Below are 13,679 nucleotides of genomic sequence, written 5' to 3'. Positions count from 1 at the left end.
TGCGCATGAGCACCGACATGCCTGCGGCTGAAAACGGAATTGTTCAGGGCGGACTCGTTACGTCCACCAATTGGGCAAAAAAGGGCTCCTACAAGGGGCCGTATTTGAACGATGTCGTTGGCTTGGCCGGCAGAGGTAGCGTGCAAAAACTGACTGTATACACCTGGGATCATTTCAAAGTCGATATTCCATTTTCTGATTTAGCAAAGTATGGCGTTATCTTGGCGACAAGCCTTGATGACAAACGGCTGAAACTGGATGATTGGGGGCCAATGTTTGTCATGTACCCCTATGATGATTATAAAGAGTTGAGGAGGCCTGCAGGTCTCAACAAAATGGCTTGGCAGGTGTGTCGGATAGATATTTTATGAGACGTATATGGTTTTGGGTGTTGCGCTTCTCTTTACTCGTGGCATTCCTTCTCTTCTTCTACTACTTTATTACTAGTAAGCCGCCTGAAAAAATTATCGAAGAACCATATTGGTCGGTGAGTCAGTTCGAGACAAGTTTTTGGCGTTTAAAGGCTGACCTTGCGAGGATGGAGGACGGAGATGTCTTTGTTCAGGCGCAGTCAGAAAACAGCTTATCTGTTTTTCTTTCCAAAATACGTTTGCTAACTCGTGAATCACCATCGCGTACTACGCTGATGACAAATCACGATTTTGCCTTGCACTTTCCTGAGTTGAGTGCCTTGGAGCATGATGTTCGTGCTATCCATGACAGCTATGGTAGCGAAATGACTAAGGGCGAAGCGCTCCAATTACTGGAACGTTTGGATCGTATTGGTCACATGGTTTCCGATATATCAGCCAGCGTCTGGCAGATGCAACTAGCAAGTAGCGACGCTTCTTTCGAAGCTGCCGAAGCTCGTAACAAAACAATAAACCAGCTGATTGCAAGCTTGGCAATCATGGGCGGATTAGCAGTAATAATTTATACCTATTACAATTTGGGTTTGTATCGCAAGAACTGCGAACTTGCCCGGAGCCGCGACGAATTGGCCGAACGCAACCTTCAGCTGGCCCACCAGAAGAAGCTGCTCGAAGTCTCAGTGGCCGAGAAGAATGAGTTCATGGGGATGGTGTCGCATGAACTGAAGTCGCCCTTGCAGACCATTTCCTCATCCGCCGAATCTCTGCTCAGTCCGCTTGATCCGCACAGGCGCAACCGTCTACTGGCGCGCATCCAGCGGGCGACTCTGAGCATGAAATTTCAGATCAACGACCTGCTGACTCTGGCACGCTCCGAGGCTGGCGCGCTGGAGTTCCGCCCGGACGTGTTTTGCGTTCAGGACCTGCTAGAGGAAGTGCTGGATCTGGAATCACAAAACGCCTACGAGAAGGGGTTGCGGCTATCTATCCATGCGCCCATAGAACCCATCTTCGCTACAGCCGACAGCGGCCGCCTGACGCAGATCCTGGGCAATCTCACCAGCAACGCCATCAAGTACACCGAGCACGGGGCAGTGGAACTGTCGCTGGCCGATGTCAATGAACATCAGCTGGTGTTCACTGTGCGGGACACCGGACCCGGCATGCCTTCGGGGTTCGCGCCACTGGAGATCCAACCGTTCAAGCGCTATGGCGTCTTGCAGGGCGGCGATGGCGCCGGCATCGGCCTCAAGATCGCCTACTCGCTCGCTGAGTACCTGTCCGGGCAGCTGACCTACGACAGTAGTGAGGAGGGCACTTGCTTCAGGCTGACCATTCCGGCACTGCTGCAGACGGACGACCCGCGGCCTTCACCAGCCGAATCGAAGCAGCGCTGGCTCTTGGTGGATGACAACCTCGAACTGCTGGCTTCGCTGCACAGTGAATGCCAAGTGCTAGGCATCGAGGCCGACATCGCACCGTCGCCGGCGATCGCCGCGAACATGATGGCCGTCAATTACTACGATCTGGCCCTTATCGATGTGAACATGCCGGGCCGGCGCGGCGACGAACTCGCGCGTGACTTCAGGCGCGGCAGTTCCATGGCAAATCCCCGGTGCCTGCTGTACGGCATGAGCGCCCTGCATCATGGACCCTCGCCGATTCGCTCGCCCTTTGACAAGCTGCTCGACAAGCCCATCCGCATCAAGTCGCTGCTTGCCGGCCTCACACGCCCAGCGTCAGGTTCGCCATCAGAACGCCGGCTGTGATCGGTTTCTGGCAGACGAAGAAGTGGTAGCGCTTCTGCGCCTGCTCGACGGCGCTGCTGTCGGCCTTTCCCCCGGCGCCCATTTCCCCAGTCAGCAGCACGATGCGCGCTTGCCTGGAGATGCGGCGCAGTTCAGCAAGGACGGTTTCCGCCGTGTCCTTGCCAAGCCACCAGTCCAGAACAAAGGCGTCGTACTCGTGGCCAGACTCTAGGTCGGCCAGCAGCGCGCGCGGTGACGTATAGGCCTTGCTGGTGCATCCCTCGTCGGCCAGCATGTCGGCAAGGCTAGCGGCCGTGTCGGCAACGTCGTCCAACACGGCCACGCGAAGCGGTGTCTGCCCGTCCTGGCCGTGAACCAGTTCGATGACCTTGATCGCTTCGAAGGAGAAAGGCACCTTATCGACCGTCATCACGAGCAGGCCGCCATCGGTGTTGAACGCCGCCCACATATCGCCGCGATCGGGCGGGCCGTCACCCAGGCGAACCATCACAGGCGCCTTGTGCTTGTCGTTTACCAATTGCGCAGCGAAGGTCTTGCCCATCACGCCGCGGATCATGCTCAACATGGACTCGCCGTAGTGCTCGCCCATGCGAGCCAAGTCATCCCAGGTCCATGCTGACGTTCCGGTGACCCGGTGGTGGGCGGCTGCGCGCGATAAGCCCAGAACCTCGATTACCGCCGTCACGTAGTGGCGGCGGTCCACCTTGTGGCGCGCCAGAAGCGCGCGAACGATCTCGGCAGCCGATGGCGCCGATCCGGTCCCTTGTGTCTGGCTGTCCTCTTGAGCAGGCATGCGCTGTCCCTGTGTTGTGTCAAACAAAATTTATGATAAGCTTATGTATCGTTGAACAATACAATTAGTGCGATTTGTATTGTATTTCGTTACACGGTGCGCCCAATCTGTCGGATTGTGCATTCCTTCCATGACCGGAGATGTAAGTGATTGACTTGCCGCCTGATCTCGCGCAGTGCGCTCCCCAAGTATCCCCGGTGTTGATGCAGGCCCTGGTCCGCACCGAATCGGCGTGGAACCCGTATGCCATTGGGCCTGATGCCGGCCAGCGCGCAATTGCCCAGCCGCAAACACTGGATGAAGCGGTCAAGACTGTAAAGCAACTTCAGGCGGCGGGAGCCAAATTCAGCGTGGGTTTGGCGCAGATTCATATCAGCAATGTCACCGGCCGGGGAATGACCTGGGAACAGGCATTCGACCCCTGCAGCAATTTAAGGATGGGACAGACCATCCTTTTTGAATATTACGGCAAGGCAATTAAAGAGGGTTACAGCGGGGTCGATGCGGTTTGGGCCGCGCTTCGCGGCTACAACTCGGGCGGCGTGCATAGAAAGGTCAGCGATAAATACGCTGAAAAGATATTCACGTATATGCAGGCCCAGCAGGCGTGGGTACGGACTTCCAAAGCCGCCAGAAGCACGCCGGCAAGCACCGATCCGCGATTTAACCAACTTGCCCGGTCCGTTCAGATCGACATTTCTGGCGCAAACGCGCCGCCGGCGCTGCCCGCCGCCATTGCGTCCAATCCCAATTCGCTGCGCGATGGTGAATCCCCTGACATTTTCCAGGCGCAGGAGGTTACCCAGGGATTTTGATGCTTTGCCTTTTCATTGACTCAACAGGAACCAACATGAATTCCCATATCTTGCAAACGAGTGAAAACACGCTGACGAAAATTATGCTGCTCAAGGGCATTCTTCTGATCGGAATCCTGGCTGCCTTGCTGTTCCATCCGGCCGAGGCCCAAACGCTCAAGCAGACGGGCGTTTCCATCTTCAATGCCCTGTACGCCGTCATCGGCGTAGTCGGAGCCATCTGCGTGCTGGTCACAGGCATCAACTGGGCGGCGGGCAACTTCCTCGGCGCCCACGATCCCAAGCGGCTCTTCTTCCAAGTGCTCGCGGGCACGGCCATCGCCTTCGCCTCGGTGGCCATCGTGCAGTTCATCAAGGAAGCCGTGGGCGGCAACGGCAGCATCGGGAACCTGTGAACCATGGCCGGGGGAAGCAACAAGCACGTCGATGAACCCTTGGAAAGGGTCCTCGTGTACCAGGGGCCGCAAACCAAGGCGATGCAGTTCTATGTGCCCTTGACGGTGTTTGCCGTGGAGTGCGTCGCCCTGCTGGTCTTCTTCCGATTCTTTCAGTTTTGGGCGCTCTTGTTCGTGCTCCCCATTCACTTGCTGCTGATGCTGAAAACGGCCAGCGATCAATGGTGGGTGGAGAACCTTGTCTGCAATATCAAGTACAGGTATTTCGCCAGGAACAAGGGCTTGCGGGGAAAGAACGTGGTGACATTCACCCCGCATGCCACGCGACGGGAATTGAGGACGGAGCTTGGCCCCCAGCTGAAAACCAAGAGGCGCAAGCATGCTCAATGACCGAGTGGATGCCAAGGAAGTCAGCGACGCTTCCCAGCTGCCCTACAGCCAGCAGATCAGCCAGACCATTGTCGTGACCGAAGCTGGCGATTACACGGCGACGCTGCAGGTGCATGGAATCTCGTTCGACACCATGACCAATGCGGAGATCGACGGGCTGAACCGCACCTGGCTCTCCGCCATCCATACCGCGCTGGCCAGCCCGAACCATGCCCTGTGGACGCATATCGTCCGCACGCGGCAAAAGGACGTACTCACCCACAACGAGTACGACAACGAATTCAGCGCAGATTTCGTCAAGGCGTACAACCAGTCCCTCGAAGGCAAGGACTTCTTCACCAACCGCCTCTACCTGTCTCCGGTGTACCGCCTGGCCGGCACCCAGGCCGACCGTTTCGGCCTGCGCTTCGCGTCCAAGAAAAGCGAGGACTACAGGGAACTGCACGAGCAGGCCAAGGAGGCGGCGCAGCGCAGTGTCGCCGTGCTGCAGGCCGCGCTCAAGCGCTACCACACGCGGCAGCTGCAGTCCTACTCCAGGGACGGCGGCCTGCATACCGAGATTGGCGAGTTCTATGCCTGGCTGCTGAACCACCGGCACAGCCAGGTGCAGCTGCGGCCCGCCAATCTATCGCGCAGCCTGCCGCTCGCCACGCTGGACTTCGGAGAGGAGACGGTCAGGATCGTCAACGGCGCCTCGACCACCTATGCGGCCGTGATGGCCATGACTGCGCCGTACACCTGCGAGTCCATCGACGCAAAGGTCCACGAGAAGCTGCTGACGGCCGATTTCGAGTTCGTGCTGAGCCAGTCCTTCACCGCCATTCCGCGAGACGCCGCGGAACGGATGCTCAAGGCGCAGCAGAACCGGATCGAGAGCACGGCCAGCAACGAGATCCAGATCGCCGACATCAAAGCGGCGCTGACGAATCTGCAGGCCAACAAGTTCAAGATGATGGAGCACGAATGGATTCTGGTGATCTACGGCTCCAGCCTGAAGGAGTTGAACCACCACGTCAACGACGCCATCACGTTGATGAACGAGAAAAGCATTCAGATCTCACGCCAGAACGGCGGGGCGCTGATTGCCACCTTCTGGTCGATTTTCCCGGGTGCATTCAAGCACGGCCGGGTGCGCGCCATGCCGATCAGTTCGCTGAACATGGCGAAGTTCTTCCCGCTGCACAACTATCCCACCGGAAACAGAAAAGGAAGCCAGTGGGGCAAGCCCATACTCGTTCTCTCGACCGAATCGCGCAACCCCTATTTCCTCAACCTGCACGTCAGCCGCGACCGGATGGCCGAGCAGGGCATCCAACTCAACATGGACGACGAGGACGATCCTGCCGTGCCCGCGCAGAAGCGGCAGAGAAAAGAGGTGGGCAACTACTACATCATCGGCGGCACGGGCGCGGGCAAGACAACCCTGAAGGTGGCAATGCGCGCGGCCTTGAAGCGGCGCGAGAGCCGGGACAACCGGCCGGTCAAGATTTTCACCCTGGACAAGGACTATGGGGAGGAAATCGTGATGCGGGCCATGGGCGCGCAGTACTTCATTCTGGAGCCGGGCGTTCCATCGGGCATCAACTTTTTCCAGTGGGACGACACCGAGGAAACCCGGGAAATGATCTACGACGTTGCCAAGTGGGCGGCGCAATACGACACGCGCTATGAACTGAAGCCCAGCGAGGCCATTGACCTCAAGAAGGCCATTTCATCGGTCTTCGACCTGCCGAAGGCGGATCGCCGGTTTGGCAGCATCATCCATTACCTGCCCTCGCACGAGACGGAATACAGCCTGCACCAGTTGCTCACGCGCTGGTGCCACAACGAGGACGATCCGCGTGCCAGTCCCTACGGCTGGGTGCTCGACAGCCCGGTGGATCGCCTCAACCTGAACGACAGCAGCGCCTACGGCTTCGATACGACGGCGGTGCTCAAGCTCGGGTACGCCAAGACCCCGCTGATGCGCCTGATCACCGAGAAGATTCTGCGCAGCGCGGCCGGCACGCCGCACGTGATCGACATGGCCGAGGCCTGGGCGCTGCTGGCCGATCCGCTGATGGGCCAGTTCATCGATGACAAATCCAGAACCATCCGCAAGCAGGATGGGATTCTCGGGCTGGATGCGCAAAACGCTGAGGACGTGGCCGAGAGCCACTTGGGCCAGGAGTTCCTGAATCAGTTTCCGACCTCGTTCATTCTGCCCAACAGCAAGGCCAGGGCGGAGGTCTATATCGACAAGCTCGGGTTGACGCCGCGCGAATTCGAACTGGTGCGCACCAGCAGCGCAAGCGACGGATCGGTGCTGGTGAAAAAAGGCAACGAATCCATCATGGCAAAGATGAACCTGACCGGGATGGACAACATGCTGTCGGTGCTTTCGGCCAGCACCGACAACGTGATGATCTGCCGCGAATGCATCCGGGAATTCGGACCCAATCCCCGCGATTGGTTGCCGCGCTTCTATGAAAGAAGGATCTAGATTTTTCAAAGGAGAAACAGCATGGTCAGGCTCAAGAAAATCAATTTGAGGATGTTCGGCATGGCCGCTGCGCTGGCTGTGTCCTCTTCCGTTTATGCCGGCGGTATTCCGGTGATCGACGGAGCGCATATCGCCACCGCCAAGATGAACAACATGGAGCAGATTGCGAAGTGGGTGGTTCAGCTGGAGCGGATGAAAACCGAGCTCGAACAGACCAAGGGGATTTGGGACTCCCTCAAGGACGGGCGCGGCATGGGCAACATCCTGCGCGATGACCTCATCCGCCAGTTCCTGCCCCAGGACTACTGGGCAGTCGCCGAGTCGATCCGCAGAGGAAACGGCAACTGGAACGGCATCAGCGGCCGGGTGGCCGACATCGTGAAGGCCTACCAGTACAAATCCTGCGCCGAACTCAACAAGGACCCAGTGTTGCGCCAGGAATGCGAGCGGCAGTGGCGCAATGCCGCCATGAACAAGGACTTCGGCGACCTGGCCTACAAAAAGGCGGCGGAGAACATCACCAATCTGCAGGAGTTCGTCCGCACCATCAACAGCTCGTCGGATCAGAAGGTCATCGCCGAGATCCAGGCACGCATCAACGTGGAGAACGCGCGGCTGCAGAACGAGCAGATCAAGCTCTCAACCATCGCCAAGATGGAGGAGTCCGAGCGGCAGCTGAAAACCGAGCGCGTCTACAACGGTTTCTCCGCGGGCATGGCGAACTTCAGCCGGCCCAATTTCTGAGGGAATGTGATGCGTCGCTTCCCTCGAATCGCCTGGATGCTGCTAGTGCTCGCGCTGTGCGGCTGCGAGTCCGCAGACGAGAAGGCCGAAAGACTTCGGCTTGAAAACCTCTACGCCCTGGACGACCTCAAGGTGGCCCAGGCCTACAAGAAGGCCGATTTCGCCGGCGCGGCCTATGCCAAGGAATATCTGGAAATCAAACGCGAGTGCGCCAAGGAGGAAATGAAGACGAAGGGCAAATGGTGCGAGAAATATTCGAAGATCGAGAAGCTGTACAACCAGCTTCAATCCGAATCGCTTCGCAGCATGCCACAGGCGCCAAAATTCTAAGGGGCCTGGACCATGGCAACTGGAGTTCTTGACAACGTCTACCTGAAGTTCGATGGCGCCATCACCGGGCTGTATGCCAGCGCTTCGTCGGGTATTTCGAGCTATGTGATTCCGATTGCCTGGATCGTGCTGGCCGTTCTGCTGCTGGTGTGGTGCTATCTCACCATGACGGGCAAAACGTCCATGCCGGTGCTGGACCTCTTTGTCCCGTTCATCGCCTTCATGCTGGTGCTGTACGCGATGGGCAGCGGCTACACGGCGTGGATCGCCGATCCTCTCTACAAGCTGCCCGAGGAACTGGTTTCCGCCGTGGGCCGGGGCAGCGCGACCACGCCGATTCAGGCGCTGGCGCTGTTCGAGGAGAAGTTCATCGGCCTGGCCACCGGCGGCTTCAACCTGCTGGTCGATTACGTCAAGTCCCTGGCCTGGGGCGCGGCCATCCTGCTGGCCATCGTGCTGCTGATCATGATCATCGCCGCCGTCATCATGATGGTGGTCATTTTCTGCGGCCTGGTCTACGCCAAGCTGGGCCTGACCCTGGTTCTGGCGGTCGGGCCGTTCTTCGTCTTCCTGCTCGTTCTCCAGCACACCCGCGACAAGTTTTTCTCGTGGCTGAACACGGCGCTCTTCTTCGTTTTCTATTACGTGCTGTGCTTCCTGTTCATGAATCTCTTCTTCAATTTTCTGGACGCCTACATCAATGCGCTGGCCGGCGTGGCGGCCAACAGCGGAGCGGGCGTCGCCGGAACCATCGCGGACGCCATCCGCAATCAGTTCATGGGCGGCGACATGGCCAAGGCCGGCAATGTGATCGTTCTTTTCATGCCCGTCGTTTTGCTCACGCTGATCATGGCCTTCATGTTCCTGCAGCTCAGCACGATCGCCTCGTCCATGACTTCCGGCGCCGGCGGTGCGGTCGGGCAGGGCGCATCCAGCCTGATCTATTACATGCGCGGTGCATTGCGCTCCAGGGGCGGGGCCAAGAGCGCGCCGGCCAAACCATGAAGGTGGATCTGATGCGTAGATGTTTGGTTCTGACACTGCTGGCCGCGCTTTCGGCCTGCAGCACCTACAAGCCGCCGCCTGGCTGGCCCGATGGACCGGAGCGGCCCATCAACGCGCAGCCGATTCAAAAGCCCGCGGTCGATTGAATGAGGAACGGGTATGAACGACTCGAATGAACAAGCGCAGGAGCGGTATTTCCAGGCGGCGGCCAGCTGGGATGCCGACAGCAGGAACGCCGAGCGCCTGTCCCTCAAGCGGTACAAGGCGCTGGGCATCGGCGCCGTGGTCTTCGCGGCCATCATGGGCGTGGCCGTCACCACGCTGCTGCCGCTCAAGGAGTTCGTGCCCATCATCATCCGTGTGGAGAACGCCACGGGCGCCTATGACGTCAAGCCCGCCGGCGAGAAGCTGGACGTGGGGGAGTCCCGCAACGAGAAGATCGTGATTTCCGACGTGGCCCGCTACATCAAGGCGCGCGAGGGCTTTACGCGCGGCGAGGCCGAGGAAAACTACAAGATGGTCTACCTCATGAGTTGCGGCACGCAGCGGGCCGAGTGGGACAACTACATCAACCCCCAACTCAACAAGAAGAGCCCGGTGCTGATGCTGACCAATCAGGACTCGGACCGCATCACCGTGCAGTCGGTTACCTTCTTGCAGTCGCTGGACGAGGACACTAAGACCGCCCAGGTGCAGTTTGAGAAAACCGTCTCGCGCGGCACGACTCCGCCGCTCAAGTACCGCTACGTCGCCACGCTGGGGGTGCGCTACGACCCCACCAACATCCCCAGCAACCAGCTGAACTTCTATCTCAACCCCTTCGGCTTCTGCACCGAGACCTACCGGCGCGACCAAGTGGGCAACCCGGTGGTGGTCAATGCGCCGGGGACGCCGAATCAGGAATTGAACCAGGTGATGGAGGACTTCCGCCGCGAAACCGATGCGGCGCTGGCCGCCGTGCGCGCCCAGCAGCAGCTGCAGGCCTCGCAGGCGGCCGCAGCTGCGGCTGCGGCCTCTGTCGCGGGTGCGGGCGCGCAGCCCGCGCCTGCGCCTGCGGGCGCCGCCGCTGGTGCGCCTTCCGCCTTGTCCAGCATCGGCACGAACGGGGCCGGCCAGGCGCCGCCGCCGGCGGCTTCCACCGCCCCGCCTGCCACCGCCAACCCGCGCCGACCATGACCATGAAACCGACAACCTTCCTTGTGGCCGCCGTCCTGTCGGCATGGATCGGCACGGTGGCGCACGCCGAAATGGGCGCCCGTTCCTCGAAGCTGGATGGCCGCGTGCAGATCGTGGACTACCACCCCGACGAAGTGATCCGCGTGAACATCGCCGAGGGGGTCCTGACCACTATCGAACTGCCGGCGCAGGACACCATCGATGACTTCGGCATGGGCGACCGGCAGGCCTGGCACGTCAAGTTCAAGAACAACCTCATCTCGATGAAGCCGGCCGGCATCAAGCCGGACACGAACCTCACGGTGTTCACGGCGCGGCGCAACTACCTGTTCACGTTGCAGAGCACCGGCCGCAAGAGCCGCACGGTGGCCTACTGGATGCGGGTGCGTGACTCCGAGGACGACGACAGCACGCCGGAGGGGCGTCGTGCTGCCCAGGCGCGCGCGGAGCAGAAGCGCATCGCCGACGACCTGCGCAACAGCCGCTACGAGGGCCGCCTGAATTCGGACTACTGGATCGCAGGGGCGCAGGAGTTGCAGCCCGCGTCCATGTTCGACAACGGCCGCCAGACCTACATGACCTTCAGCGCGGCCAACGCCATGCCTGCCGCCTTCGTCATCGAGTCGGACGGCACCGAGGCCATCGCCGACTTCCATGTGGAGGGCGACACGATGGTGATCCACCAAGTCGCCTCGCGCATCCTGCTGCGGCGCGGCAATCTGGTGTCGGGCATCACCAACAAGTCGCCCGCCGCCGCCGTGCAGCAGAGCCCGACCGGCACGGCCAGCGACAAGGTCAACCGCTCCGTCAACAGCGAGGAGTCCCGATGAACGCACGCTCCGACTACACCGATCCCGCAGCGCCGAAGCCAGAGCAGGAGCGCGGCGAATTCGTGGACCGGCGGCCGCCGAAGTCGCCGGGGCAGAAGATCGTGATTGCCGGCATCGCGCTGCTGGCCGTGTGCGTGCTCGCCTACGGCGCGCTCAAGCTGGCGGGCTTTTTCTCGGGCGAGAAAAAGCCCGTTGCCCAACTCGAAGAGCAGAAGCGCCCCGATTCCACGCCCGACTTCAACGTCTCCCTGGCCGAGCCGCCCAAGGCGGAACTGCGCTTCATCGAATGCGCCGGGGGCCTCAAGCTGCCCGAGGGCATGGCCTGTCCCGAGACCAAGCCCGAAGCGCAGGCACAGGCGGCGCCCGAGCCGCCCAAGGGGCCGACCGAGGAGGAGATCCTGCAAAAGCGCCGCTTCGAGTCGGAGATCGGCGTGGGCGGCGGCAAGCCGCCACCCGGCGGCGCGGCCAGCGCACGCGCCCGCGCGCCCAATCTCTCGGGCGACACCGGCTTGGGCGGCGCGCTGCTGTCCACCGCCACGGCCAGGACACTGGCCACGGTCAACCGCAACCCCTCGTTCACTCTGGCCAAGGGCACACTTCCGGACTGCACGCTGCTGACGGCCATCAGCACCGACCAGCCGGGCTTTCTCAAGTGCATCCTGTCGCGGCCGGTCTACTCGATGGACGGCAAGGTGGTGTTGATGGAGGCCGGCACGACGTTCGAAGGCGAGTACAGCGCGGGCATGGCGCGCGGCAAGAAGCGCATGTTCGCGGTCTGGAGCCGCGCCATCACGCCCAACTTCGTGGAGGTCACCCTGAACTCGCCCAGCACCGACGCGCTCGGCCGCAGTGGCATGAGTGGGCAGGTCGATCAGCATTTTTTCGAGCGCTTCGGCGGCGCGATGCTGTACTCGCTGTTCTCGGACGGCATGGACTACGTCATGCGGCGCGAGGAGTTGCGCAGCCAGGAGCGTGACGCGCGCAATGCCGCTGCCAACGGCGACAACAACACGGTCTACTACAACAACCAGGGCGGGGCGCTGCGGAACTTGGACCGCACGCGCTCGACCGCCGATCGTGTCGTGGAATCCATGCTGTCGCAAGGCGAGGACATCCAGCCCACGCTCTACAAGAACCAGGGCGAAATCATCAAGATCTACATCGCCCGCGACGTGGACTTTTCCCAAGTCTACGAACTTACGCGCAACCCAAGGAGTTGACGATGTTCCGCGATCCAGTTCACGACCTGGCGGAGCCACGCACGCCCTCGGTGCCGGCCGATCCCCGGCCTTCGGCCGCCGCCACGGCGGCACCGCCCGCAGCGGGCGCCGGCGCGCAGCGCGAGTCCCTTGCCGACCTCGACGGCGGCTGGGGCGGGCGCACCGGCCGCTCGCCTCTGGAGATCCACATCGAGCGATATTTCAGCCGCTGGCTGGAGCGTCCGGGCGTGCAGGAGGTGGCGATCAACCGCCCGGGCGAGGTGGCGCTGTGGGAGGGCGGCTACTGGCACGCACACCTCGATCCCGCGCTCACGCGCGACGTGATCGAGCAGCTGGGCCAGCTGGTGGCCAACCGTTCGCGCAAGCCCTTCAATGCGTCCAACGTCACCTTGTCCACGGCGCTGCCTGACGGCACGCGCCTGGAGATGACCGGGCCACCGGCCACGCTCAACAACCACATCTACGTCAACCTGCGCAAGCACAGCGTGGCCGCCTTCACGCTGGAGCAATTCATCGAGCAGGGGTATTTCGCCAACACGGTCCATATGTTCAACATGAACATGACCGACGAGCAGCGCGCCAGGGCGGGGCGGCAGCTGCTGCCCGAGCAACTGCGGCTGTGGGAACTGGCCCAGGCCGGGCGCTGGCCCGAATTCCTCAAGACGGCCGTGCTGGAGTACCAGAACATCCTCGTGTCGGGCGCGACAGGCAGCGGCAAGACCTCGTTCATTCGCGGGCTGGTCGAACTCATCCCCGCCGAGGAACGCATCCTGACCGTGGAAGACACGCCAGAGATGCCCCTGCCAAACCACCCGCACTGCCAGGCACTGTTCTACCGTCGGGAGGGCACCAGCACCACGGCGGGCGGCTCGGCCAAGGACATGCTGCAGGCGGCCATGCGCAAGACGCCCAAGCGCGTGCTGCTGGCCGAATTGCGCGGCGACGAGACCTACTACTACATCCAGAGCGTCCTGAACTCGGGGCACCCGGGCGGCATGACGACCACCCACGCGAACAGCCCGCGCGAGGCGTTCGTGCGTCTAGCCCTGCTCATCAAGGCTTCGCCGGAAGGCCGGGGGCTGGCGATGGACGAGACGCTGACGCTGCTGCACAGCCTGGTGAACGTGGTGGTGCAGATCGTTTTCAAGCCCGGCGCCGACCGCTACTGCTCGGCCATCTACTACGACCCGATGTACGCATCGACGCTGCTGGCATGACGAAGGCGCTGCTTCAGACAGTCGGCAGGGCGCGAGGGCCCGGCGCGCGCAGGCCCGGGCCGCGCCACGCGCTCGGGCGGCCGCGCCGTGCGAACGCCGCGAACCCGCTGCCGGGCGGCTACCGCAGCGCCCAGGGTGGGAC

15 protein-coding genes are annotated in these 13,679 nt (G+C 61.4%); 14 read left to right on the top strand and 1 reads right to left on the bottom strand.

The window, feature by feature from the left end; all coding sequences use genetic code 11:
* Window positions 1-371, top strand: a 371-nt coding sequence (locus OJJ21_RS04445) for a hypothetical protein (RefSeq protein ID WP_297683536.1), incomplete at its 5' end; no start/stop codon positions are given.
* On the top strand, window positions 368-2,140 hold the full coding sequence (locus OJJ21_RS04440; protein WP_231698561.1) for a hybrid sensor histidine kinase/response regulator: 1,773 nt from the start codon (window positions 368-370) through the stop codon (window positions 2,138-2,140). The genes OJJ21_RS04445 and OJJ21_RS04440, both read left to right, overlap by 4 nt.
* On the opposite strand, the gene OJJ21_RS04435 is transcribed toward OJJ21_RS04440, so the two are convergent.
* The gene (locus tag OJJ21_RS04435; RefSeq protein ID WP_263462730.1) at window positions 2,097-2,933 is read right to left on the bottom strand and encodes a helix-turn-helix domain-containing protein; all 837 of its coding nucleotides are present in this window, start codon (window positions 2,931-2,933) and stop codon (window positions 2,097-2,099) included. The two genes, OJJ21_RS04440 and OJJ21_RS04435, sit on opposite strands and share 44 nt — an antisense overlap.
* A gap of 146 nt (window positions 2,934-3,079) precedes the next feature.
* Here OJJ21_RS04435 and OJJ21_RS04430 point away from each other — a divergent pair, with 146 nt between their 5' ends.
* Genes OJJ21_RS04430 through virB11 form a run of 12 tightly spaced genes read left to right on the top strand, consistent with a single transcriptional unit; the run spans window position 3,080 to window position 13,537 of the window.
* Complete coding sequence (locus tag OJJ21_RS04430; protein WP_231698559.1) at window positions 3,080-3,748, top strand: lytic transglycosylase domain-containing protein; 669 nt, start codon at window positions 3,080-3,082, stop codon at window positions 3,746-3,748.
* A gap of 35 nt (window positions 3,749-3,783) precedes the next feature.
* Window positions 3,784-4,143: a TrbC/VirB2 family protein gene (locus OJJ21_RS04425; protein ID WP_231698558.1), complete on the top strand. Its 360-nt coding sequence runs from the start codon at window positions 3,784-3,786 to the stop codon at window positions 4,141-4,143.
* 3 nt (window positions 4,144-4,146) lie between these two features.
* Complete coding sequence (locus tag OJJ21_RS04420) at window positions 4,147-4,533, top strand: VirB3 family type IV secretion system protein (protein WP_297683532.1); 387 nt, start codon at window positions 4,147-4,149, stop codon at window positions 4,531-4,533.
* Window positions 4,523-7,015, top strand: coding sequence for a VirB4 family type IV secretion system protein (locus tag OJJ21_RS04415; RefSeq protein WP_263462731.1), 2,493 nt, complete (start codon window positions 4,523-4,525; stop codon window positions 7,013-7,015). Before OJJ21_RS04420 ends, OJJ21_RS04415 begins: the two co-directional genes overlap by 11 nt.
* Window positions 7,016-7,036: 21 nt before the next feature.
* A complete protein-coding gene (gene virB5 / locus OJJ21_RS04410; protein ID WP_231698555.1) occupies window positions 7,037-7,759 on the top strand; it encodes a P-type DNA transfer protein VirB5 in 723 nt (240 codons plus the stop codon).
* A 36-nt stretch (window positions 7,760-7,795) separates the two neighbouring features.
* Window positions 7,796-8,089 carry a hypothetical protein gene (locus OJJ21_RS04405; RefSeq protein WP_059401013.1) on the top strand — a complete coding sequence of 98 codons (294 nt, stop codon included), beginning with the start codon at window positions 7,796-7,798 and terminating at the stop codon, window positions 8,087-8,089.
* A gap of 12 nt (window positions 8,090-8,101) precedes the next feature.
* Complete coding sequence (locus OJJ21_RS04400; RefSeq protein WP_231698554.1) at window positions 8,102-9,094, top strand: type IV secretion system protein; 993 nt, start codon at window positions 8,102-8,104, stop codon at window positions 9,092-9,094.
* Window positions 9,091-9,240 (top strand): hypothetical protein, encoded by a 150-nt coding sequence (locus tag OJJ21_RS04395; protein WP_231698553.1) that lies wholly within the window; start codon window positions 9,091-9,093, stop codon window positions 9,238-9,240. Before OJJ21_RS04400 ends, OJJ21_RS04395 begins: the two co-directional genes overlap by 4 nt.
* Before the next feature lie 13 nt (window positions 9,241-9,253).
* On the top strand, window positions 9,254-10,270 hold the full coding sequence (locus OJJ21_RS04390) for a type IV secretion system protein (RefSeq protein ID WP_231698552.1): 1,017 nt from the start codon (window positions 9,254-9,256) through the stop codon (window positions 10,268-10,270).
* Window positions 10,267-11,100, top strand: a complete 834-nt coding sequence (locus OJJ21_RS04385; protein WP_297683523.1) for a TrbG/VirB9 family P-type conjugative transfer protein — start codon at window positions 10,267-10,269, stop codon at window positions 11,098-11,100. Before OJJ21_RS04390 ends, OJJ21_RS04385 begins: the two co-directional genes overlap by 4 nt.
* Complete coding sequence (gene virB10 / locus OJJ21_RS04380) at window positions 11,097-12,320, top strand: type IV secretion system protein VirB10 (protein WP_231698550.1); 1,224 nt, start codon at window positions 11,097-11,099, stop codon at window positions 12,318-12,320. The genes OJJ21_RS04385 and virB10 overlap by 4 nt, the downstream gene beginning before the upstream one ends.
* A 2-nt stretch (window positions 12,321-12,322) precedes the next feature.
* Window positions 12,323-13,537: a P-type DNA transfer ATPase VirB11 gene (gene virB11 / locus OJJ21_RS04375; protein WP_231698549.1), complete on the top strand. Its 1,215-nt coding sequence runs from the start codon at window positions 12,323-12,325 to the stop codon at window positions 13,535-13,537.
* Window positions 13,538-13,679: the final 142 nt, after the last annotated feature.

The sequence above is a fragment of the Ferrovibrio sp. genome (assembly GCF_025869515.1).
Taxonomy (GTDB): Bacteria; Pseudomonadota; Alphaproteobacteria; order Ferrovibrionales; family Ferrovibrionaceae; genus Ferrovibrio.
This window is presented reverse-complemented; position numbering and strand designations above follow the sequence as displayed.

Excerpts from the sequence above, each read along its gene's own strand:
- OJJ21_RS04440 (WP_231698561.1), top strand. The coding sequence starts at position 368 with ATGAGACGTATATGGTTTTGGGTGTTGCGCTTCTCTTTACTCGTGGCA.
- OJJ21_RS04435 (WP_263462730.1), bottom strand. The coding sequence starts at position 2,933 with ATGCCTGCTCAAGAGGACAGCCAGACACAAGGGACCGGATCGGCGCCA.
- OJJ21_RS04425 (WP_231698558.1), top strand. The coding sequence starts at position 3,784 with ATGAATTCCCATATCTTGCAAACGAGTGAAAACACGCTGACGAAAATT.
- OJJ21_RS04420 (WP_297683532.1), top strand. The coding sequence starts at position 4,147 with ATGGCCGGGGGAAGCAACAAGCACGTCGATGAACCCTTGGAAAGGGTC.
- OJJ21_RS04415 (WP_263462731.1), top strand. The coding sequence starts at position 4,523 with ATGCTCAATGACCGAGTGGATGCCAAGGAAGTCAGCGACGCTTCCCAG.
- virB5 (WP_231698555.1), top strand. The coding sequence starts at position 7,037 with ATGGTCAGGCTCAAGAAAATCAATTTGAGGATGTTCGGCATGGCCGCT.
- OJJ21_RS04405 (WP_059401013.1), top strand. The coding sequence starts at position 7,796 with ATGCTGCTAGTGCTCGCGCTGTGCGGCTGCGAGTCCGCAGACGAGAAG.
- OJJ21_RS04400 (WP_231698554.1), top strand. The coding sequence starts at position 8,102 with ATGGCAACTGGAGTTCTTGACAACGTCTACCTGAAGTTCGATGGCGCC.
- OJJ21_RS04395 (WP_231698553.1), top strand. The coding sequence starts at position 9,091 with ATGAAGGTGGATCTGATGCGTAGATGTTTGGTTCTGACACTGCTGGCC.
- OJJ21_RS04390 (WP_231698552.1), top strand. The coding sequence starts at position 9,254 with ATGAACGACTCGAATGAACAAGCGCAGGAGCGGTATTTCCAGGCGGCG.
- OJJ21_RS04385 (WP_297683523.1), top strand. The coding sequence starts at position 10,267 with ATGACCATGAAACCGACAACCTTCCTTGTGGCCGCCGTCCTGTCGGCA.
- virB10 (WP_231698550.1), top strand. The coding sequence starts at position 11,097 with ATGAACGCACGCTCCGACTACACCGATCCCGCAGCGCCGAAGCCAGAG.
- virB11 (WP_231698549.1), top strand. The coding sequence starts at position 12,323 with ATGTTCCGCGATCCAGTTCACGACCTGGCGGAGCCACGCACGCCCTCG.